Here is a 20,573-nt window from a genome sequence, read left to right as displayed (position 1 = left end):
AGCCCCGGCATCAAACTGACCACCGCCCCCGAAGGCTAGTTGAAGGTCCACAAAAACCATCACCCGTGGTCGAAGACCCGCGTCGGTCTGGCCAAGGCGGATGGCCAGTACGAGGTCGTGTTCGAAACCGACGATCTGGTCGAACCCAACCCGTTCCCCGAAGGCTACCAGTAACGCCGGATCGGGCTGGTCTTACGCATCCCCGGCCAGCCCTTTCCCAACCTTCGGGATTTCCACCCCGCGCCGCAGCACTTGCGGCGCGGGCGCCGCCACCGCTTTCAAAGGAACGAGCCATGTTTTCCGACTACTCCATGGGTGAGCTGACCGCCATCTTCGCCATGCAGGGCATTGCCGGACTGATCCTTTTCTCGGGCTATTACTTCGTGGCGATGATATTGGCCTTAATCGCCAGTGGCGCGTTGGGGATGCTCGTCGAATGGGCGCTCATACGCCATCTTTATAAACGTCCGCTGGACACGCGGCGGGCCACCTGGGGCCTCAGCCTGATCCTGCAACAGATCTACCGTTCCGTGTTCGGCGCGTGCGAGGTCGGCGTCACCATCCCCGAATGGACGATGGGCTCGACCGGCCCGACCGCAGGTCAGCTCTGCATCGTGGACACCTTCCTAGTCGTCATCTTCGCCGTGTTCCCGCTGCTGCTGGACACCTTCCGCCTGAACCTGTCCGCCAAGTACCTGACCTATGCCTTCGTGGCGATCGGGTTGGTGCTGTGCTGGGGGGCTATTGCATGGCGATGTTCCTCAAGCTCGAGGCCTCGACCCCTGAGAACACGGAAATCCAGTCCACCCCCGGCATCCCTGCCTGCGTGGCCTGATCTCGGGCGGCGGCATGTTCACCAAGTCCCGCCACGTCCCCGGCGTGAAATACGCAGGCCTCATTCACACCGGCCTGATCGGCTGCCTGCCCAGCCGCAAGATGCTGGACATGTGGAACGCCCGTGAAAAGGTGCTGTTCGATACTGAACCCGACCGCGTGCCGCATCTGGCCGCGCTGCCGACCACCCAAAGCGCGCATATGGGCGTGATGGCCGCCGCCGCCGAGGCCGCCTGCACCTTGCCGCCGCGCGAACATGGCGGCAACTGTGACATCAAGGACCTGTCACGCGGCGCGACCTCCATTCCGGAAGAAGACGATGCCCTACTACGATTACTTCTGCCCCGATTGCGGCACCAGCGCGCGCCGAGTGTTGATCACCGCGCCGAAACTCTCGGCCGTTAGCAGCACCGTCCGCCGTGCGCACGAAACCAACGAACGCGCCTCGCACGAGCCGAAATCGACAAGGAAACACGGCGCGGGCTGTTCGTGCTGTTCGTCTGGCGCATCCAAGAAACCCAGCAAGACGCTGCACCGGCCCGACGGCTCGAAAAGTTTCCCCTCGGCGCGGCCATGGATGATTTCACACTGAGCGTTACTTGCCGGACAGGCCGCTGTCGGTGCCCGCGATCAGGATCGCCACGTCCCGCATCGCGGTCAGCAGCGACACCTTGGCCGGCAGCGCTAGGTATCTGGGCCGCCAGTCCGGCTGGAACGCGCTTTTGAAGGTCCGCAGGTCCTCGAAATCCTCGAACGCGCCGCCGTGGCGATAGATCAGTCGGCCAAAGCGATCCCACGAATGCGCGACCGAGCGGCTGGACAGCCCCGCCAGCGGCACCATGCCCAGGCTGATCTCCTGCGTGCCGTTGGCCTTGCAATAGGTGATCAGCCCCAGGAACAGCCTGCCCAGAACCTCTCGGCCCTGGTCCGGCAGAAAGCGGATCAGATCCACCGCGCCATAGCGGCCGCCTTGCGTGAACATCAGGTTGGCAAAGGCCACGATCTGCCCCGCCTCGCGCAGCACGGCAATCGGGAACAGGTTCATGTACGCGTCCGAGAACCGCCCGACCGAGAACTGCTTCTCGGCCCCGTCGCGCCCGGACAGCCACACGTCCGAGACCGAGCGCAACGCGGCCAGCGTGTCCGCGGAATGCGGTGGCAGCAGAACCTCGACCGGCGCCTCGCCCGTGAACGCCGCCAGCGCCGGGGCGCTTGCATCGAACCCGGCCAACTGGATCACCGCCTCTTCGCCGATGCGGTTCAGCGTCAGGCCCAGCCCTTCGCACAGGGGGGTGTCCAGCGGCTGCACCTCGTACATCACCGGATGGCAGCCCGATTTCGCGGCCTGTTCAGCAAAGGACCAGCACAACGGTTCAAACTCGCGGATGTCGCCGACGGGGTTGCCGTAAGCGACCCACGACCGTCCCTGCACCGCATACATCAGGAACGAGCGTCCCGAATCCGAGAACAGGAACCGCTTGTCGCCGGTCTGGCTCAGCCAGGCCAGCGGGGTTTCGCTGCGCTCGACGATCCCGGCCGCCAATGCCAGCGCGTCCCCGTCCGCATCCACGGCCGGCTTCAGCCGTACGGGCCGCGTGAACAGATAAACCCCGAACACCAGCAACACGGACGAGGCGATCAGGCCCGCCCGCAGCGCGCGCTGGGTCTCGGAAATCGCGTTGAAGCCGACCCAGATTGCATCGGACGTCGGGCTGCTTTTGTGTGCGAAAAAGAAGAAGGCCGCGATGGTCGCCAGAGTTCCGCCGACAGCCAGGAACCAGCGCAGTTCGAACACGTCGCTGGTCAGGTGCCCGGGCCGGTCAAACGCGCGGCGGAACGGCAGCAGCGCCAGCGCGCCGACGCACAGCAGCGTGGCATTCTTGACGTCCGCATCGTTCAGCAATGCGGCCACTGCACCGGCCGCCAGCGCAGCCACCGCCAGCCAAAACGCCGAGGACACCCGCCGCGCCAGCCCGTGCGACAGGATCAGCAGCGACACGCCCGCGACGGTCAGGGCAATCGTCCCGCCCTCGCGCAGCAGGGTGGCGACCAGCTCTCGCTCTGCAATTGCGTCCTGCTGAACGGCGGGCACCATCGAGACCAACAGCAGGTAGACGCCGAACCCGAAGGCCACCGCCGCCACCAGTCCCGGCGACAGCCCATGCAGCGTGGACAGGGCGGGTTGCGCCCCTTGCAGCCGGCCGAAATAGCGGCTCAGGGCCCCTCCGGCGAGGCGCACCTCGTTCAGCGCGACGATCAGGAACCCCAGTGCAAAGGGGATCAGGTAGTAGATCAGCCGGAACATCAGCAGTGCGGCGGCAGCGTCGCTGACCGGCACATCGGCGGGAAGGGTGCCGATCACCACGGTCTCGAACACGCCGACGCCGCCGGGCACGTGGCTAAGCACGCCAATCATCATCGCCGCCGAGTAGACCGCGATGAACGTGGCAAAGTCGGGCTTGCCAGCGGGTAGCAGCACCCACAGTGCAAAGGCCGCGGCGGCGACATCCACCAGCGTGGCGATCAGCTGGCCCAGCAGGTCGCGCGGGGGCGGCATGTGCAGCTGGAACGCGCGAAACCGAAACGTCCGCTGGCTGACGGAAAGCCACGCGATCAACCCGACCGAGGACAGCACCAGCGCCAGCGCGATCAGCTGCACGACCCCTTGGCCATAGGGCAGATAAGCGGCAACCGCGCCGGGGTGGATGGCAAGGGCGGCCAGCCCGATCAGCGTCAGCCCCGTCCCCAGCGCCAGCGCGATATAGCCGGACACGGCGGCCACCTCGAACGCGTTCAGCCCGGCGGCGGAATAGATACGGTAGCGTACGGCCCCGCCCGAAATGACGCTGACCCCGACCGTGTTGCCAAAGGCATAACCCAGAAAGCCACCGATGGTGACAACCGGCCATGACAAGGTCTTGCCGATATAGCGCAGTGCGAACCAGTCATAGGCGACCAGCGCCGCATAGGCCGCAACCGTGGCCAGACCGGCCCCGGCCAGAACGGGCGCGGGCATGGCGCGGACCTGGGCGACGATATCCGAGAAATGGACGGGTTTCAGCAGGTGCAGCAGCGCGTACAGACCCATCGCGAACAGCACCGCCCCCACAAGGATCGGCGCAAGGTTGCGCAGCGTCTGTACGGCAAGTCTGGACAACCGCGGGGCTCCGGTCTGGTGGCCTGTTGTCAGGTGCATAGACCAGGAACGCTCATGTGGGAATAGCGCGATGCCGCCCGGGGGGCGACGTTCCGACGCTGCCGGTGGCGCTCGGCTGTCAGCCGCCGAGGTCGGCCATCATCCGCGACGCCGCCTTGCGCAGCATCGCCTGATCCGAGCCGCAGACGAACAGGCTGACGCCCTTCGCATGCCAGCCCGCGATCTGGGCCGGGTCACCGACGAACAGCCCCACCGCGACACCGGCCTTGCGCCCGGCGGCGATGATGCGCTCGATCGCGGCGTCCAGCTCGGGCGAGGGCATGGCCACGCCCATCGACTGCGACAGGTCCGCAGGCCCGACGAACAGCATGTCCACATCAGAGAGTGCGGCGATGGCGTCCAGGTGATCCAGTGCGCATTCATCCTCGATCTGCAGCATCACGATACTGCGGGCATCGCTGGTTTCGCGGTACTCGGCCAGCCCCATGCCGCCGTAATTGCCCGCGCGCGGCGAAGGCGACAGCCCCCGCTTGCCGCGCGAGAACCGCACCGCGTCGCAGACTGCCTCGGCTGTATCGGGATCCAGAACATGCGGCACCATCACCCCGTCCAGACCCAGGTCCAGCAGCGGCGCGATCCAGTCCTTGGCCCCGCCCCAACGGCGCGACAGCAGCGGCAGACCCGCCGCCCGGCCAGCCAACACCAGCATGTCCATCTGCGCGATTCCGATGGGCGCGTGCTCCTGATCGATCACCGCGAAATCCAGCCCGGCATGGCCCAGAATTTCCACCACATGCGGCGAGGGCGTCTTGACGAAGGTGCCGACCAGCAGATCGCCCCGGCGGATGCGCGTTCTCAGGTCTTGCGCCATCTTACGCCTCCAGCCCGATGACCTGGGCCGAGTTCGTCGCCACCATCGCGTGGATTTGCGCGTCGGAATAGCCCATGTCCAGACAGACGCCGACTGCCTTGCGGAACCCTTCCAGCGGGTCCAGCGTGCCGACCTGCCCCAGGTCCGAGCACAGGATCGTCCGTTCCGCGCCGACCAAATCGATAAACGCGCGCAGGTCGTCATAGGTGCGGGTGCGGAACTTCGACCCTTCCAGAAAGAACGCAAGCGAATGCTCGACAAAGGCGCCCATGTCCGCGATTTCCTTGGTGTCGTCCATCGAGGCACCGACGATGTCCTCGGGGTGGGTAAAGATCAGCCGCTCGACCCCGCGCTTGCGGGCCTCGGCAAAGACGATTTTGGTTTCCGACACATGGATATGCCCGCTGGCCAGCGCCATGCCGGTTGCCGCGACCACGTCCAGAATGTCCAGCAGCTCGGGGCGCATCTTGCCGTCTTCGAACAGCGGCACCGCCGTTGCAGGCCGGATTTTCTGGGTCGAGGCCGGATGCACCCAGCCCGAGCTTTTCTCCCACGACAGGTGGTTTTCGGCGGCCAGCGTCGGCAGCCACACGATGCGCCCGTCCATCGCGGCGGTATGCTCAACGCCATACGGGTTCAGCCCGCCGACCACGTTATTCAGCACGATGCCCGAGTAGATCTTGGTCTTCAGATCAGGATTGTGGTCGCGGATCATGCGCGCGGTGATGACCCCGGAATAGTCGTGATCCTTGGTCACGGCAGCGGAAAAACCGGCGGCCGACAGCATCTCGGCCAGTTCCAGATGGTCCAGCGCACGTGGCGCGATCGAGGGGCCGCTATGCACATGCGGGTCCACCGCGCCCTGCAAAAGGGCATCGATATGCGCGTTCAGGTCTTCGGATGCCATGGTGTTCCTCCCGATCCGGCGGCGCGGATCTCATGTTACGTTCTGCGAACCAGCGTTTCGCTAAGAAGAACACTGTTCCGAAAAAACTGCAAGCCCCCAGAGCGCAGAAAACGAAAACACCCCCGACGCGGGGTCGGGGGTGCGAAAATCGTGTGGCCTTGGGCGGGGTGTCAGCCGGTATAGCCCAGCTCGGCCGAGATGCGGGCGGCGGCCTCTTTCACCGCGGCGATCTGGTCGGGATGCGGCGGGGTTTCGATATACTGGGTCAGGCTGACGATGGCGATCGTGGCCACCGGCTCTTTGTCCGCGTTGAAGATCGGACAGGCCAGCGCGTTCAGCCCCAGCATCGTTTCGTTCGGCGCCGTCGCCCAGCCGCGCGCGCCCACTTCGGCGATATGCGCGGCCAGCTCATCCCGTCCGGTGATGGTGAACTCGGTCGAGGCGGGGCAGGGCATGGCCATCAGCTCGGCCTGACGGTCGGGCGCAAACGCGGCCAGCGCCACCTTACCCTGCGCCGAGTTGCAATAGCCCAGGATCGAGCCGGGACGCACACCCACCTCGATCTGCATCCGGCCGTGCAGCGTGTTCAGGATGCGGATGCCGGTATCCTCGACCTGGCCCAGGCTGACGGCCTGTCCGGTCTGGTCACGTAGGGTGCGCATATGCGGTTGCGCGATCCACGACAGATCCACCGTGCCGGACGCCGCACGCCCCAGCGCGATCAGCCGCGCGCCGATTCGGTAGCGTTCGGTTTCCTCGGATTGCGAGATGTAGCCCAACGTCACCAGCGTGCGCAGGTGGCGGTGAATTCGGCTCTTGGTGGTGCCAAGCGCCGAGGCCAGGGCGGTGACGCCGACGTCGCCTTCGGCCTGGGCCAATGCCTCCAGGACCTGCAGCGCCATCGCAACGCTTTGGATCATATCCGTCTTGTCGGGTGTTTCGCCTGTCATGACAGACTTCCTCTTCGGTTTTTCCGCGCCGCGCAAGGGTGCCTTTGACGAAAGGGCAACGCAATGCTTGACAGCCCCACCATTACGCAAATATGTTCCGAACAAAAGAACGATGTATCGCTATACGAAACAAAACTTGAGAAATGTGAAATGGCCGCCGAAATCTGCGGCCATACCGCCAGGGAGGAGAGCCCATGTACGACAAATCTGACCCGAGGGCCTCGTTGGCGCCGGCCAAGGCCGGATCGATGCTGGGCCAGACCGGTCTGGTCGCCGACGCACAAGAGGGGCGGTTCTACGAGGACGCCCCCCAGCTGCAGGATGCCAGCGGCAATACCTGGCTGCAGCGCGGCCACAATTTCCTGATCGCCTATACGCAGGCCGAACCCGGTGCGACGTTTGCGCGTGCGGGGCAGCCCGACGAATACTGTGTGTTGCTGCCCAAGGCTGGCGCGGTGATCGACTGGAACGGCGCGTCGCAACAGGTGGCGGGCAACTCGATCGCCTTCGTGCCGCCCGGCGACAGCAGCGTGACCCTGCCCGAGGGCGGCATTCTGGTGCGCATGTTCTCGACCCAGAACGCCGATCTGGCGCAGGCGTGCAGCAACGCCACCGGCTATGACCGTCCGCGCACGCATATCCCGCCGTTCCAGCCCTGGCCCGACCCCGTGGGCGGCTGGAAAATTCGCGCCTATTCGCTGGACGTCCCGGCCGAGCCGGGCCGCTTTGGCCGCATCTTCCGCTGCACGACCCTGATGGTGAACGTGCTGGAGCCCTTCGACGGCCCGCGCGACCCCTCCAAGATGTCCCCGCATCACCACGACGACTTCGAGCAGGGCTCTCTCGCCCTGAGCGGCGAGTTCACCCATTACTTGCGTTGGCCCTGGACCAGCGACATGGCCGACTGGCGCGCCGATCAGGCCGTCGAAATGGGGGCACCGTCGCTTTTGGTGATCCCGCCGCCGGTGATCCACACGACCCGCGCCACCGGCGCGGCCAGCAATGTTCTCGTCGATATTTTCAGCCCGCCGCGCCATGATTTCTCGGCCAAGCCGGGCTGGGTTCTGAACGCCGCCGATTATCCGATCCCCGAATAACGGCCCAATGACAACAACTTGGGAGGAGACCCAAATGATCAACAGACGTACCCTGCTGCAAACCGGCGCCGCCTTTGGCGCTGCTCTGGCCATGCCCCATGTTGCGCGTGCCGCTGGCAAGACGATGCGCATCGCCCATGCCGCGAACGAAGTGCACCCCGGCCACATCCTGGCGACCAGCTTCGCCGAGGGCCTGGAAGAGCTGATGCCCGGCGCCTTCAACGTGCAAATCTTCCCGAACCGCCAACTGGGCGACGACAAGCAGCTGCTGGAAGGCACCGTTGCGGGCACGATGGATGTCACCGCCGTTTCCGGCGTGCTGATCCCGCTGGTCACTGGCCGTCAGGGCATGAACGCCTGGCAGATGCCGTTCCTGGTGCGTGACTACGACCACTTCGGCACCCTGGCCCTGGGCGAAACCGGCCAGAAGATCCTGGACGACCTGCGCCCCGCCGGTCTGATTGGCCTGGCCACTGCCGACACCGGTCAGCGCAACTTCCTGTCGGTCAAGAACACCGTTGCCTCGGTCCCGGATTTCTCGGGTCTGAAAACCCGCATCGTGCCCGTCCCCCTGCACAAGCAGATCTGGGAAACCGTCGGCACCGCGCCCGTCGGCCTGCCGTATGGCGAAATCTACGGCGCGCTTGAAACCGGCGTCATCGACGCGGTCGAGATCAACGTCTCTTCGATGCTGGGCGAAAACCTGTGGGAAGTCGGCAAGCACTTCACCCTGACCGGCCATTACCCGTGGCACATGGCGACGCTGATGTCGCAACGCTACTGGGATACCCTGAACGACGAGGAAAAAGCCGCCGTTACCGAGGCGGGCCGTCGCTCGGTCTCGAAAACGCTGGCCTATGCCAAGACCCAGGACCTCGAAGGCCGCGAAACCCTCAAGTCGAAGGGCGTGGACATCGTCGCGCTGTCCGATCTGGACGACATGAAGGCCCGTGTGGCAGGCATGACCTCGGAATGGGCTGCCAAGGATCCGCTGATCGCGGAACTGGTCGCCGCCGCACAAGCCAGCTGATGCGCGTCGGGCGGGGGCAACCCCGCCCGGCCGATCTTTCGAAGGGATATTTCGGATGAACAGCCCAACCGGCGCCCTGTCCCGCCTGATCGGGGGATACCTGCGCGTGATCCGCCTTCTGGCCGGGGTCAGCATGGCGCTGATCGTCGTCATCATGGTCGCGCAGGTCTATTACCGCTACGTCCTTGGCGAAAGCCTGATCTGGGCCGAGGAGCTGTGCCGCTACCTGCTCATCTGGCAAACCTTCCTTGTACTGGGCCTAGCCTATTCGCGGGGCGAGTTCGTCACGCTGGATTTCCTGCCCGACGCCCTTTCCCCGCGCGGCAAATGGGTGCTGCGGGCCGTCATGGCGGTGCCGATCCTGGCCTTCCTGACCGTGATCGCCTGGTACGGCTACGACTTCGCCTCGCGCTTTGACCGCCAGACCATCCCGGCGCTGGATTTCATCTGGACGGCCCTGACCGGCCACGCCCTGGGCCTGTCGATCCGCTGGGTCTATGTCTCGGTCACCGTGGGCATGGGCCTGATGGGCCTGCACGTGCTGGCAGACCTCATCGTCCGCTTCGGCCCGCAATTCCGCGACAACATCGACCCCACCAAACCCGAGGAGACCCACTGATGGGCGCCTTCTTTATCCTGTTCGCGGGGTTCCTTGCCTCGGGCATTCCGATTGCGTTGGCGCTGGGGATCGCGGGCACCGCCTATCTGTACCTGTCGGGCAACGGCATGATGATGCTGATGCTGCCGCAACGCATGATCGCCGGCATCGACCAGTTCGTGCTGCTGACCATCCCGCTGTTCCTGCTGGCCGGCGCGCTGATGAATGTCGGCGGCGTGACCGAGCGTATCGTCACCTTCGCCCGCGCCATGGTCGGGCACCGCCGGGGCGGCATGTCCTCGGTCTCGATCCTGTCCTCGGGGTTCTTCGCGGGTATCTCGGGCAGCGCCACCGCCGAGGCGTCGGCCCTTGGCGCGATCCTGATCCCCTCGATGTCCAAGCAGGGGATGCCCCCGGCCTATGCCGCCGCGCTGATCGCCGTCAGCTCGGTCATGGGGCCGATCATCCCGCCCTCGATCACCATGATCATCTACGGCGTGCTGTCCGGCGCCTCGATCGGCCAGCTGTTCCTGGCGGGTGTTGTCCCCGGCATCGGTATCGCTGTGGGCCTGCTGATCTACGCCACCTGGCGGGCTAAGCGCGACGGCTTTCCCGTCACCCCCCGCATGGGTGCCCGCGAACGTCTGGCTGCGACCAAGCGCACCCTGCCGGCCCTGATCCTGCCGCTCATTATCCTCGTCGGCATCAAGGGCGGCATCTTCACCCCGACCGAGGCCGCCGCCGTCGCCGTCGGTTACGCGCTGATCATCGGCTTCGTCTATCGCGACCTGACCCTGCAACGGGTCTGGGACGCGCTGATCGCCACCGCGCTGGTCTCGGCCTCGATCCTGTTCATCACCTCGATGGCCAGCATCGTGTCCTTCGTCTTCACGCTGGAACAGGTGCCGCAGCTGATCGCCGACCTGATGCTGTCGCTGACCGATAACCCGTGGATGATCCTGCTGCTGCTGAACATCTTCCTGCTGATCCTGGGCATGTTCCTTGAACCGATCTCGATCCTGATCTTGACCATGCCCATCCTGCTGAAGTTTCAGGCCATGATCGGCATGGACTCGGTCCAGTTCGGCACGGTGGTGGTTCTGAACGTGGTGATCGGCATGGCCACGCCGCCCGTCGGCATCCTGCTGTTCATCGCCTCGGCCATCTCGGGCGAACCCGTGACCCGCGTCATCCGCGAGGCGCTGCCCCTGATCGGCATCTGTCTGGCCGTGCTGACCCTGATCGCGCTCGTCCCCCAGATGACCCTGTTCATCCCCCGGTTCCTGTTCTGACAAAGCGCGCGGAGAAAATTGTTAACCTGCTGTTAATAAACAAGAACAATCAAATTTGACAGGCTGTTAACCCTTAAGGCGAGTGAATAAAATTTCGCTCGCCTTTGCCATAAAATGGCCGAGATCGAACCCTAATGCCGACAATCTCGCCCGCCATCTTGGGGGGTAAGAGTTTGTATTGAGTGATTCAGGTTTGGGTGGACCCGAATCCGACAGGAGGGGACGCTGGGTATGGCGATCGTCGAAGCTATTAACGTTGAAGCGACAGAGGGTGCGGTGCGTGCCGCGGCGTCTCTGCCGATGGGGCTGACCCCGTTCAACAGCCTGCTTCTGCTGATCGTTGCGCTGCTGGCCGTTCGGGCCTTTGTGCAGCCGCGCCCCTTTGTGGCCGAAGGCGCCAAACAGCCCGCGCAACCGCCGCTGCCGCGCCTGAACGACACCATGACCCTGCTGGCCGACCCCCAACCGCCAGCCGAGGCCCCGGCCAAACCCACCACCAGCGGCACCACCCGGTTGTTGCAAGGCGCCTTTACCGCCCTGCTGGACGAGGTGTTCGTCTTTTCGCCCAACGATTTCAGCGTGTCCTTCATGAACGCCAAGGCGCAAAAGCGCGTCGCGGATCTGGGGCTCAGCAAGGACAAGGTGCGTTTCCCCGACATCCTGCCCGCCACCAACCGGCAGATCATCGTCGAGGCCGCCCGCAACCTGATGCGCTCCAGCCTGGACTCGATCGTGTTCGAACTGAACGCCGCGGATGCCCCCTGCGAGCTGACCATGAAACTGATCCGCGAGGACAAGGACAAGGTCTATTTCATGGCCATTCTGCGCGACATCTCGGGTCGCGTGAACGAGGCCCGCGCCCAATCCGATTACGTCGCCACCCTCAGCCACGAGATGCGCACCCCGCTGACCTCGATCAAGGGCGCGGTCGAGCTGATCGCCTCGGGCAAGATGGGCGAGCTGTCGGGCGGCGCCGCTGCCACCCTTGGCGTCGCGCAGCGCAATGTTGACCGCCTGTTGCGGCTGACCAACGACATTCTGGACCTGCAAAAGATGGACGCTGGCCAGATGCGCTGCGACTTCGAACCGGTCTCGCTGTCCTCGCTCGTTCGTGACGGCGCGCAGGATATCCAGGGCTATGCCCGCCAATTCGACGTCTCGGTCCGCGTCACCGCAGAGCTGGCCGATGGCGGCATGGTTCTGGCCGACCGCACCCGTCTGATGCAGGTTCTGGCGAACCTTTTGTCCAACGCGATCAAGCACTCCGCCCCGCGTGACGAGGTGGTCATCCTGGCCCGCGACATGGACCGGCATATTCGCGTTGAGGTCGTCGATCATGGCCCTGGCATTCCCGAAAAGCTCCGGAATTCCTTGTTCGAGCCTTATCAGCAAGGCCCCCAGGTGCAACGTAAAGTCGCAAGCACCGGTCTGGGTCTGAGCATTGCAAAACGCATCGTCGAAGCGCATAGCGGGTCTATCGGGTTCGATTCCGAAGCTGGCGACGGGGCGGTTTTCTATTTTGACATCCCCAAGATGGGTTCGCTGGACGAGGTCGCGGCCTGATTTCGCGCCCCCTTTCGGGTTCCGTTCGGGGCGTGGCGTGTCGCAACAGAATAAGAGGGCACCATGCCGGAACTGCCGAAAATCCTGCATGTCGAGGACGACGCTGACATCCGCGAAATCGCGCGGCTGGCGCTGAACGTCATTGGTGGGCTAGAGGTCGTGCAGTGCGAATCCGGGACCGAGGCCATCGCCAGCGCCCCCGAAATCGCGCCGGATCTGTTCCTGCTGGACATGTCGATGCCCGACATGGACGGGATCGAAACGCTGAACGCGCTGCGCGCTCTGCCCGGAATGGCCGACATCCCCGCGATCTTCATGACCGCCCGCGCGCAAAGCTCGGAACATTCGGCGCTGCTGAAACAGGGCGGCGACGCGGTGATCGTCAAACCCTTCGATGCGATGACCCTGGCCGACCGGATCAAGGATTTCTGGGCCTCCCGCTGACAGCAAAAAGGCCCCCGTGGGGGCCTTTTGTCTGAATACCTGTCGCTGTCAGGTGTTGTTTTCGACGATCAGGGCCATCTCGCCCAGCATGTCATCCACCGCGTCCAGCGCGGGGCCGATGCCGCTTTCCCGGCGCAGGAAACTGTTCACGGCGGCCTCCGCGGCAAAGCTCAGCTCGCCCAGTTCCGGGAACCCCATCGTCGCGGCCATGCCGGCGGTCTTGTGGGCGTAGTGCTTGAACAGCTCCATCGCTTCGGCCGGATTGGTCTCCAGCGTGGGGCTGTCGCGCATCTCTTCCATGTGGTCCAGCCGTTCGACCAAGGTGGCCGCGAAACGCGGGCGCATCTCGGCCAGTTTGGCGGCGAACAGCTCGGCATGGGCGGCGGCACGGGCCGCCTGGATTGCGTCGGCGGCCATGGCTTAGCCCGCCCAGGCGAAGGCTTTGATCAGGTCGCGCTTCCAGCCAGCATATTCGCTGGTGTGCACGGCCTCGCTGGCCGCCTTGCGCGCCTTGTCCAGCGCGGCGTCCATCGCGTCGATCGCCGACCGACCCGAGCGCAGACCCATCCGCTGAACCGGGCTGATCGTGACCTGCACGTCCATTTCGCGCCAGTCGTCATAGGCCAGCTCCATCTTGTCGATGGCCTGCTGAACCGAGATCTGCAGCTCTTCGGCATCGATCTGGTCGCGCCCGTGGCAGACGCAGACAAACGCGCCCCGCCCGGCATGGGCGACAAAGCTTTCACCATAGCTCAGGCTGTCCGAGATCGCCTCGGCCACGTCCGTCACCGTATAGAAATACTCTTCGGGGGTGCAGCTGTCGTACAGCTCGCGCGCGTTGACCATCTGGAACGCAAAGACGTTGGTGGCGAACATGCCGCCGCGGCCCAACTGCAGCAGGAAGTTCTCCAGCGCCACGCGGTCGATCACGCCGGCCACATCGCGCACCGTAAAGGCGGTGTCGAAGTTGAACTTCGGCCCACGGAAGTTGTCGTTCAGCAGCGCCTGTACCATCTCGCCGTTCTGGCGGGCGTCGCGGCTTTTCTGGTTCAGGCGTTCGGCGACACGCATCCGCGTGGTCAGCTCCAGCGGGTCGAACGGCTTGGTCACATAGTCCGAGGCACCGGCGGCGAACGCCTGGTTGATGAACACCTTGTCCGACATGGCCGTGACCATCAGGATCGGCACTTCGGAATATTCGGGGATGTAACGGATCCAGTCGCACAGCTCGATGCCCGACATCTGCGGCATCTGGATGTCCAGCAGGAAGCAGTCAAAGGGCTTGTCCGCGGTCTGGATCAGGTCCATCGCCTCGGCGGCCGAGGCGGCGGTGGTGATGTCCGGGAACCCCGCTTTGGGCAATGCGCCCTGCAGCAGGTCCAGCACCATTGGATCGTCGTCAACTGCCAGTATCTTCATTTCATCTCACCCAAATCGACCGCGTCCACATGGCGTTTCCAGGGCCTGGGACGGATTTTTTCTCCTGTTCAGATTTGACTCTAAATGTGGCGAATTTGGGCAGGGCAGGGGGCAATACAGTGATAGGTTGCGTCCGTATCTGGGCAGTTTCGGAAACGGTTTTGGGGCAGACTGACCCGTTGTTTCCGTGCTTTCGACAGTGCCGCCCAAGGCGCCAGAGTCCCGCCCGTCGAATCGGTGCCACATTCGCCCGCCGGTCGTGGGCCCGTAACGCGGTGGCGCGGACGCCAGTCCCGAATTCCGCCGAAAACCTGCCAAAATCACGCAAAAGGGCGCAGATTCTTCTAGCAATATGGTGCACCATGTGCATAGATTTAGGCACTATAATGCCGAAAACTCGGCGCATGGGAGGAGATACATGACGAACCGCAGAACCATTCTGGGCGTGCTGGGTGGGGCGGCTTTCGCCGCGCTGGCCACGGCCTTCACCGCCGCTCCGGCTATGGCACAAGAAGTCACCCTGAAGCTGCACCAGTTCCTGCCCGCTCAGGCCAACGTGCCCAAGCTGGTGCTGGATGTCTGGGCCGACAAGGTCGAGGCTGACTCCAAGGGCCGCATCAAGGTCGAGCGTTATCCCTCGATGCAGCTGGGCGGCAAGCCGCCAGAGCTGATGGACCAGGCCATTGACGGCGTCGCCGACATCGTCTGGACCGTGGTCGGCTACACCCCGGGCCGTTTCCCCTCGACCGAGGTGTTCGAGCTGCCCTTCATGATGACCGATGCCCGTGCCGTGTCGCGCGCCTATTGGCAGATGTTCGACAAGCACTGGAAAGACACCGAATTCAAGGACGTCCACATCCTGGGCGCCTGGGTCCACGGCCCCGGCATGATCCACACCAACAAGCCGGTGCATAAGCCCGAAGACATGAACGGCATGAAGATCCGCGGCGGCTCGCGCCCCGTGAACTCGCTGCTGACCGTGCTGGGTGCAACCCCCGTCGGGATGCCCGTTCCGGCCGTGTCCGAGGCGCTGTCCAAGGGCGTGATCGACGGCACCACCATTCCGTGGGAAGTGACCGCCGCGCTGAAAGTGCCCGAACTGGTGAAGAACCACACCGAATTCACCGGCAAGGCGCTGTACACCATCACCTTCGTTCTGGCGATGAACAAGGACAAGTACAACAGCCTGCCCGATGACCTGAAGGCCGTGATCGACGCCAACTCCGGCGAAGAATTCTCGGTGTTCGCAGGTGGCACCCAGGCGGATGCCGATGGTCCCGCGCGCCAGAAGGCCGTGGAACTGGGCAACAACATCATCACCCTGTCGGCCGAAGAAACCGCAGAGTGGAAGAAAGCCGCTCAGCCCGTCTACGACGAATGGATCGCAGACGTGAAGGGCAAGGGAATCGACGGTCAGGCTCTGATCGACGAAGCCAGCGCTTTGATCGCTCAATATACGAAGTGATCTGAACGCTCCCGTGGAGGGGTCGTGGTGGCAACACCGCGGCCCCTTTTTCGTTTATGCGAAAAAGTGCACAAATGCCGATCTGATGCTTGCGAGTGATGCGAAATAGTGCATTATAGAGCATATGACTCGCGCAGCCGTGCGACGCGTCGATTCCACCGGCAGGGAGGAGGACCCCAGCCAGGCATCGACATCGCCGGCACAGGACAAGGCGCCCGGGAATGTCTTGCACCCTCCCGGGCAAAGGGAGGAGCCTTATGACGGATTGCAAGAACGCCGCGACCCATTTCGTGGATCGGCATGTATCGGAGGGGCGCGGTGATAAGCTGGCCTTCCGCGAGGCCGATGGCAAACAGCGTGACATCACCTATGCCCAGCTGGCCGACCAGACCGCCCGCGCCGCTGCGGCCTTTCGCAAGGTGGGTATCAACCGCGAAGAACGCGTGGCGCTGCTGGTGCTGGACCAGCAGGAAATGCCCGTGCTGTTCTGGGGCGCGCTAAAGGCCGGGGTCATCCCCATTCCGCTGAACACCCTGCTGGCCGCGTCGGTCTATGACGTGATCCTGCGCGACAGCCGCGCCGTCGCCCTGTTCGTGTCCGAGTCGCTTTACCCGGTCGTCGCCCCCGCGCTGCAGGACAACCCGTTCCTGCGCGAGGTCATCATCATCGCCGACGACGCGCCGCAGGGCGCGATCACCTATGACGCCTTCATGCAGGGGGCCGAGCCCGCGCAGACCGTCGAAACCTCCGAGGATGAGATCGCCTTCTGGCTCTACTCCTCCGGCTCGACCGGCCAGCCGAAGGGCGTGAAGCACGTCCACGGCAGCCTCTGCGCCACCGCCGACACCTACGGCGCGCATGTGCTGGGCATCCGCGAGGATGACGTCGTCTATTCGGTCGCAAAGCTGTTCTTCGCTTACGGCCTTGGCAACGGCATGACCTTCCCGATGTCGGTCGGCGCGACGGCGATCCTGTTCTCGGGCCGTCCCACGCCGGACGTCGCGGCCGAGATCATGGACATCCACAAGCCCACGATTTTCTGTGGCGTCCCAACGCTTTACGCCGCCATGGTGCATTATTGGGAGGACGGCAAAGCCCTGCCCGACACCAAGCTGCGCACCTGCATTTCCGCTGGCGAGGCGCTGCCCGAGGAGATCGGCAAGAAATGGTTCGCCCGCTGGGGCGTCGATATTCTGGACGGCGTCGGCTCGACCGAGATGCTGCACATCTTCCTGTCCAACCGTCCGGGTGATGTGATCTATGGCACCTCGGGTTTGCCGGTTCCGGGCTACGACGTTCGCCTTGTTGACGAAGACGGTGCCGATGTCGGCCCCGGCGGCGTCGGTGAATTGCTGGTCAGCGGCCCCTCGGCGGCCGATGGCTACTGGAACAACCGGGGCAAGTCGCGCTCGACCTTCGAGGGCCACTGGACCCGCACCGGCGACAAATACGAACGCACCGAAACGGGCCGCTTCATCTACTGCGGCCGCACCGACGACATGTTCAAGGTCTCGGGCATCTGGGTCTCGCCGTTCGAGGTTGAACAAGCCCTGATCGCCTATCCTGCCGTGCTGGAGGCTGCCGTGGTGGCGTGGCGCGACGAGGAAGGGCTGGAAAAACCCAAGGCCTTCGTCGTCCTGAAACCCGGCCACGGAGAGAGCGAGCTGGACGAGCTGAAAGAGTTCGTCAAACAGAAGATCGGCAAATGGAAATACCCGCGCTGGGTCGAGGTGGTCAAAGACCTGCCGAAAACCGCAACGGGCAAGATCCAGCGATTCAAACTGCGTGAGGGCGCATGATGGACTGGTCCGCCGGTAACGGCTTTCTAGACGCCAATGGTGTAAAGCTGGAATATGCCTGCTGGGGCCCCGCGCCCGATCAGGCCCCCACCATCGTTCTGCTGCACGAAGGGCTGGGTTGCGTCGCCCTGTGGCGCGATTTCCCGGCGAAACTGGCCGCGGCGACGGGCTGGGGCGTGCTGGCCTATTCCCGCGCGGGCTATGGCCAGTCGGACGGCAAGCCGCTGCCCTGGCCTGTGCACTATATGACCGACGAGGCCGTCGACGTCCTGCCGCATGTGCTGGACGCGATCGGGTTCCGCTCGGGCGTGCTGATGGGCCATTCAGACGGCGCGACCATCGCCAGCATCTATTGCGGCGGCGTGTCGGATATGCGCGTGCGCGGGCTGGTCGTGATGGCCCCGCACTATTTCACTGAACCGATGGGCTTGGCCTCGATCGCCAAGGCGAAAGAGGTCTACGACACCGGCGATCTGAAGGCCAAGCTGGGCAAGTATCACCGCAACCCCGACAACGCCTTTCGCGGTTGGAACAATTCCTGGCTGAACCCCAAGTTCCAGTCGTGGAATGTGGCCGACGTGATCGACTATCTGCGCGTGCCGACCCTTGCCATTCAGGGCCGTGACGACGAATACGGCTCGCTCGCGCAGATCGACGAGATCGCCAACCGTTCCTACGCCCCCGTGGATGTCGAGGTGCTGGACGCCTGCGGCCACGCCCCGCAATTCGATCAGACCGACAAGGTGCTGGCCGTCGTGGCCGAATTCACCGCCCGTCTGGCCCGGATCGAAGCCGCGCAGCCGGAAGGGGTCTGACGGATGCAGCTGACCTATCCGGCATATCCCTACGTGCCCGGCCGGACTCCGCGCCACCCCGAGGGACAGTTCGACGCGATCCGCGCCACCGCGCGGCAGGGCGCCTCGCCGGCAGAGCTTGCCGCCACGCCCGCCTGGGCTGCCGGTTTGGCCTATCTGGAGGACGGTTTCTACTGGGAGGCCCACGAGGTGCTGGAGCCGATCTGGCTGGCGCTGCCCCGCGGCTCGCGCGAGCGCGAGATGGTGCAGGCGCTGATCCAGCTGGCCAATGCCTGCCTGAAACGAGAGATGGGCCGCCCCCGCGCGGTCCTGCGCCTGTGCCGCATCGTGGCCGGCCATCTGGACCACCTGGGCCAAGGCCCGGTCATGGGCCAGCCGCTGGAAGACCTGCGTGACGCGATCCACGCGCTGGAGAATCAGATTCGGCGGGACTCGCCGGATCGGCATTGAGGTGCATGATAATGCACAAATGAGCCGGGCGATTTGCGCAATCAGCGCCAAACCAGCCCAGAAATGACGAAAGATTTGTCACTATAGCGCATAAAGGGCTTCCCAGAGGGGGTTTGGCGCATTATAGTGCAGAAAAACGCGAATAGGTTATGAGGAGACGCCGACGTGACCAAAGTGATCGACTTTCAGACGGACCCGTCTAAGTACCGCCACTGGAAAGTGCAATACGAAGGCGACGTTGCACGCCTCGTAATGGACGTGGATGAAAACGGGGGCCTGTTCGATGGCTACCAGCTGAAGCTTAACTCCTACGATCTGGGTGTTGATATCGAGCTGGCCGACGTGGTCCAGCGCATGCGCTTCGAGCATCCCGAAGTCAAAGTCGTGGTGATGCAGTCGGGCAAGGACAAGGTGTTCTGTGCCGGTGCGAACATCCGCATGCTGGGCGGCGCCGAGCACGCCCACAAGGTGAACTTCTGCAAATTCACCAACGAGACCCGCAACACCTTCGAGGCCGCCGAGAAAGACTCGGGCCAGAAATACGTCGCGGCCGTCAAAGGCTCCTGCGCAGGTGGCGGCTATGAGCTGGCGCTGGCCTGCAACCACATCATCCTGACCGACGACAGCTCCTCGGCCGTGGCGCTGCCCGAAGTGCCGCTGCTGGCCGTGCTGCCCGGCACCGGTGGCCTGACCCGCGTCACCGACAAGCGCAAGGTCCGCCGCGATCTGGCCGACGTGTTCTGCGCAATGGAAGAAGGCGTGCGCGGCAAGCGTGCGAAAGACTGGAAACTGGTGGACGAGGTCGTGCCGAACTCGAAGTTCGACGAAACCGTCGCCGCCCGCGCCAAGGAATTCGCCGACGCCACCCCGACCAAGGCCACCAAGGGTATCACCCTGGGCCCGATCCAGCGTACCTTCAGCGAAAACGCCATCAGCTACTCGCTGGTCGAGGTCGAACTGGACCGCGCCGCCCGCAAGGCGACCATCACCCTGAACGGCCCCGACGCCGCTGTGCCCGCCTCGATGGACGAAGTGATGGCTCTGGGCGATCAGTCCTACCTGCTGCGTCTGGCGCGTGAATTCGACGACGCGATCCTGCACCTGCGCAACAACGAAAAAGAGCTGGGCCTGTGGGTCATCCGCAGCCAGGGCGACGCCGACGCGGTGCTGGCCAACGAAAAGATCCTGCTGGACAACGACGACAACTGGCTGGCCCACGAGATCACCCAGTACTGGAAGCGCGTCCTGAAGCGGGTCGACGTGACCTCGCGCTCGCTGGTGGCCCTGGTCGAGCACGGCTCGTGCTTCGTCGGTGTCCTGGCCGAGCTGCTCTGGGCCGTCGACCGCACCTACATGATGGAAGACGAGTTCGAAGGCGACAACCGCCCGATGGCCAAGATCGTCATGTCGGACAGCAACTTCGGCACCTACCCGATGGGCAACGACCTGACCCGCCTGGAAACCCGTTTCCTGGGCACGCCCGAGCAGGTCGACACGCTGAAATCCCATATCGGCGAAGAGATCGAGGCCGATCAAGCCAACGAACTGGGACTGGTCACCTACATCTATGACGACATCGACTGGGAAGACGAAATCCGCATCTTCATGGAAGAGCGCGCCAGCTTCAGCCCCGACGCGATGACCGGCATGGAGGCGAACCTGCGTTTCGCTGGCCCGGAAACCATGGAAACCCGCATCTTCGGCCGCCTGACCGCCTGGCAGAACTGGATCTTCCAGCGCCCCAACGCGGTCGGCAAGGACGGCGCCCTGCAGCGGTACGGCACCGGCGTGCGCGGCGATTACAACATGCAACGTGTGTGATGATCGGGGTGGGCTATGGTGCCCACCCCAAATTATTGCCGTCCGGTCGAACAGTTGGTCC

Annotated in this window: 20 protein-coding genes; 14 read left to right on the top strand and 6 right to left on the bottom strand. The window is 64.2% G+C overall.

Annotated elements, in window-relative coordinates:
• The first annotated feature begins 39 nt into the window (after positions 1–39).
• From E7681_RS19045 to E7681_RS01625, 3 genes are all read left to right on the top strand, one after another.
• On the top strand, positions 40–174 hold the full coding sequence (locus E7681_RS19045) for a transporter substrate-binding protein (RefSeq protein WP_246032381.1): 135 nt from the start codon (positions 40–42) through the stop codon (positions 172–174).
• A 119-nt stretch (positions 175–293) separates the two neighbouring features.
• Complete coding sequence (locus E7681_RS19040; protein ID WP_246032380.1) at positions 294–962, top strand: ABC transporter permease; 669 nt, start codon at positions 294–296, stop codon at positions 960–962.
• Positions 850–1,239, top strand: a complete 390-nt coding sequence (locus E7681_RS01625; RefSeq protein WP_246032379.1) for an acetamidase/formamidase family protein — start codon at positions 850–852, stop codon at positions 1,237–1,239. Before E7681_RS19040 ends, E7681_RS01625 begins: the two co-directional genes overlap by 113 nt.
• A 190-nt stretch (positions 1,240–1,429) precedes the next feature.
• Here E7681_RS01625 and mprF read toward each other — a convergent pair whose 3' ends face one another.
• The 4 genes from mprF to E7681_RS01600 form a co-directional block, all read right to left on the bottom strand.
• Entirely contained in the window at positions 1,430–3,991 is a 2,562-nt protein-coding gene (mprF, locus tag E7681_RS01615) for a bifunctional lysylphosphatidylglycerol flippase/synthetase MprF (protein WP_168733132.1), read from the bottom strand.
• Between the two features lie 118 nt (positions 3,992–4,109).
• Entirely contained in the window at positions 4,110–4,862 is a 753-nt protein-coding gene (locus E7681_RS01610; RefSeq protein ID WP_136337511.1) for an HpcH/HpaI aldolase family protein, read from the bottom strand.
• 1 nt (position 4,863) lies between these two features.
• Positions 4,864–5,769 (bottom strand): DUF6282 family protein, encoded by a 906-nt coding sequence (locus E7681_RS01605; RefSeq protein WP_136337510.1) that lies wholly within the window; start codon positions 5,767–5,769, stop codon positions 4,864–4,866.
• A 170-nt stretch (positions 5,770–5,939) separates the two neighbouring features.
• The gene (locus E7681_RS01600) at positions 5,940–6,719 is read right to left on the bottom strand and encodes an IclR family transcriptional regulator (protein ID WP_136337509.1); all 780 of its coding nucleotides are present in this window, start codon (positions 6,717–6,719) and stop codon (positions 5,940–5,942) included.
• Between the two features lie 194 nt (positions 6,720–6,913).
• Here E7681_RS01600 and E7681_RS01595 point away from each other — a divergent pair, with 194 nt between their 5' ends.
• The 6 genes from E7681_RS01595 (at position 6,914) to E7681_RS01570 (ending at position 12,743) form a co-directional block, all read left to right on the top strand.
• Positions 6,914–7,816, top strand: a complete 903-nt coding sequence (locus E7681_RS01595) for a cupin domain-containing protein (RefSeq protein ID WP_136337508.1) — start codon at positions 6,914–6,916, stop codon at positions 7,814–7,816.
• 34 nt (positions 7,817–7,850) lie between these two features.
• Positions 7,851–8,846, top strand: coding sequence for a TRAP transporter substrate-binding protein (locus E7681_RS01590; RefSeq protein WP_168733131.1), 996 nt, complete (start codon positions 7,851–7,853; stop codon positions 8,844–8,846).
• 55 nt (positions 8,847–8,901) lie between these two features.
• Positions 8,902–9,465 carry a TRAP transporter small permease gene (locus E7681_RS01585; RefSeq protein WP_136337506.1) on the top strand — a complete coding sequence of 188 codons (564 nt, stop codon included), beginning with the start codon at positions 8,902–8,904 and terminating at the stop codon, positions 9,463–9,465.
• A complete protein-coding gene (locus tag E7681_RS01580) occupies positions 9,465–10,736 on the top strand; it encodes a TRAP transporter large permease (RefSeq protein ID WP_136337505.1) in 1,272 nt (423 codons plus the stop codon). Before E7681_RS01585 ends, E7681_RS01580 begins: the two co-directional genes overlap by 1 nt.
• A 231-nt stretch (positions 10,737–10,967) precedes the next feature.
• Positions 10,968–12,299 carry a PAS domain-containing sensor histidine kinase gene (locus E7681_RS01575; protein ID WP_136337504.1) on the top strand — a complete coding sequence of 444 codons (1,332 nt, stop codon included), beginning with the start codon at positions 10,968–10,970 and terminating at the stop codon, positions 12,297–12,299.
• A 63-nt stretch (positions 12,300–12,362) separates the two neighbouring features.
• A complete protein-coding gene (locus tag E7681_RS01570; protein WP_136337503.1) occupies positions 12,363–12,743 on the top strand; it encodes a response regulator in 381 nt (126 codons plus the stop codon).
• 48 nt (positions 12,744–12,791) lie between these two features.
• On the opposite strand, the gene E7681_RS01565 is transcribed toward E7681_RS01570, so the two are convergent.
• Together E7681_RS01565 and E7681_RS01560 are read right to left on the bottom strand one after the other, a co-directional pair.
• Positions 12,792–13,160 carry an Hpt domain-containing protein gene (locus tag E7681_RS01565; RefSeq protein ID WP_136337502.1) on the bottom strand — a complete coding sequence of 123 codons (369 nt, stop codon included), beginning with the start codon at positions 13,158–13,160 and terminating at the stop codon, positions 12,792–12,794.
• A gap of 3 nt (positions 13,161–13,163) precedes the next feature.
• Positions 13,164–14,162, bottom strand: coding sequence for a response regulator (locus tag E7681_RS01560; protein ID WP_136337501.1), 999 nt, complete (start codon positions 14,160–14,162; stop codon positions 13,164–13,166).
• 418 nt (positions 14,163–14,580) lie between these two features.
• Between E7681_RS01560 and E7681_RS01555 the strand changes: the two genes are divergently transcribed.
• The 5 genes from E7681_RS01555 to boxC all read left to right on the top strand — a co-directional run bounded on the left by E7681_RS01555 (position 14,581) and on the right by boxC (position 20,512).
• Positions 14,581–15,627 (top strand): TRAP transporter substrate-binding protein, encoded by a 1,047-nt coding sequence (locus tag E7681_RS01555; protein ID WP_136337500.1) that lies wholly within the window; start codon positions 14,581–14,583, stop codon positions 15,625–15,627.
• A 257-nt stretch (positions 15,628–15,884) separates the two neighbouring features.
• Positions 15,885–17,426, top strand: coding sequence for a benzoate-CoA ligase family protein (locus E7681_RS01550; RefSeq protein ID WP_136337499.1), 1,542 nt, complete (start codon positions 15,885–15,887; stop codon positions 17,424–17,426).
• Positions 17,423–18,241: an alpha/beta fold hydrolase gene (locus E7681_RS01545; RefSeq protein WP_136337498.1), complete on the top strand. Its 819-nt coding sequence runs from the start codon at positions 17,423–17,425 to the stop codon at positions 18,239–18,241. The genes E7681_RS01550 and E7681_RS01545 overlap by 4 nt, the downstream gene beginning before the upstream one ends.
• Positions 18,242–18,244: 3 nt before the next feature.
• Complete coding sequence (locus E7681_RS01540; RefSeq protein ID WP_136337497.1) at positions 18,245–18,691, top strand: DUF309 domain-containing protein; 447 nt, start codon at positions 18,245–18,247, stop codon at positions 18,689–18,691.
• A 165-nt stretch (positions 18,692–18,856) separates the two neighbouring features.
• Positions 18,857–20,512: a 2,3-epoxybenzoyl-CoA dihydrolase gene (boxC, locus tag E7681_RS01535; protein WP_136337496.1), complete on the top strand. Its 1,656-nt coding sequence runs from the start codon at positions 18,857–18,859 to the stop codon at positions 20,510–20,512.
• Positions 20,513–20,573 lie beyond the last annotated feature (61 nt).

Origin of the sequence: Thalassobius vesicularis (genome assembly GCF_004799325.1) — a bacterium.
Lineage (GTDB): Bacteria > Pseudomonadota > Alphaproteobacteria > Rhodobacterales > Rhodobacteraceae > Thalassobius > Thalassobius vesicularis.
Note: the sequence above shows the minus strand (reverse complement) of the source record. Positions and strands in the feature narration are given on the sequence as shown.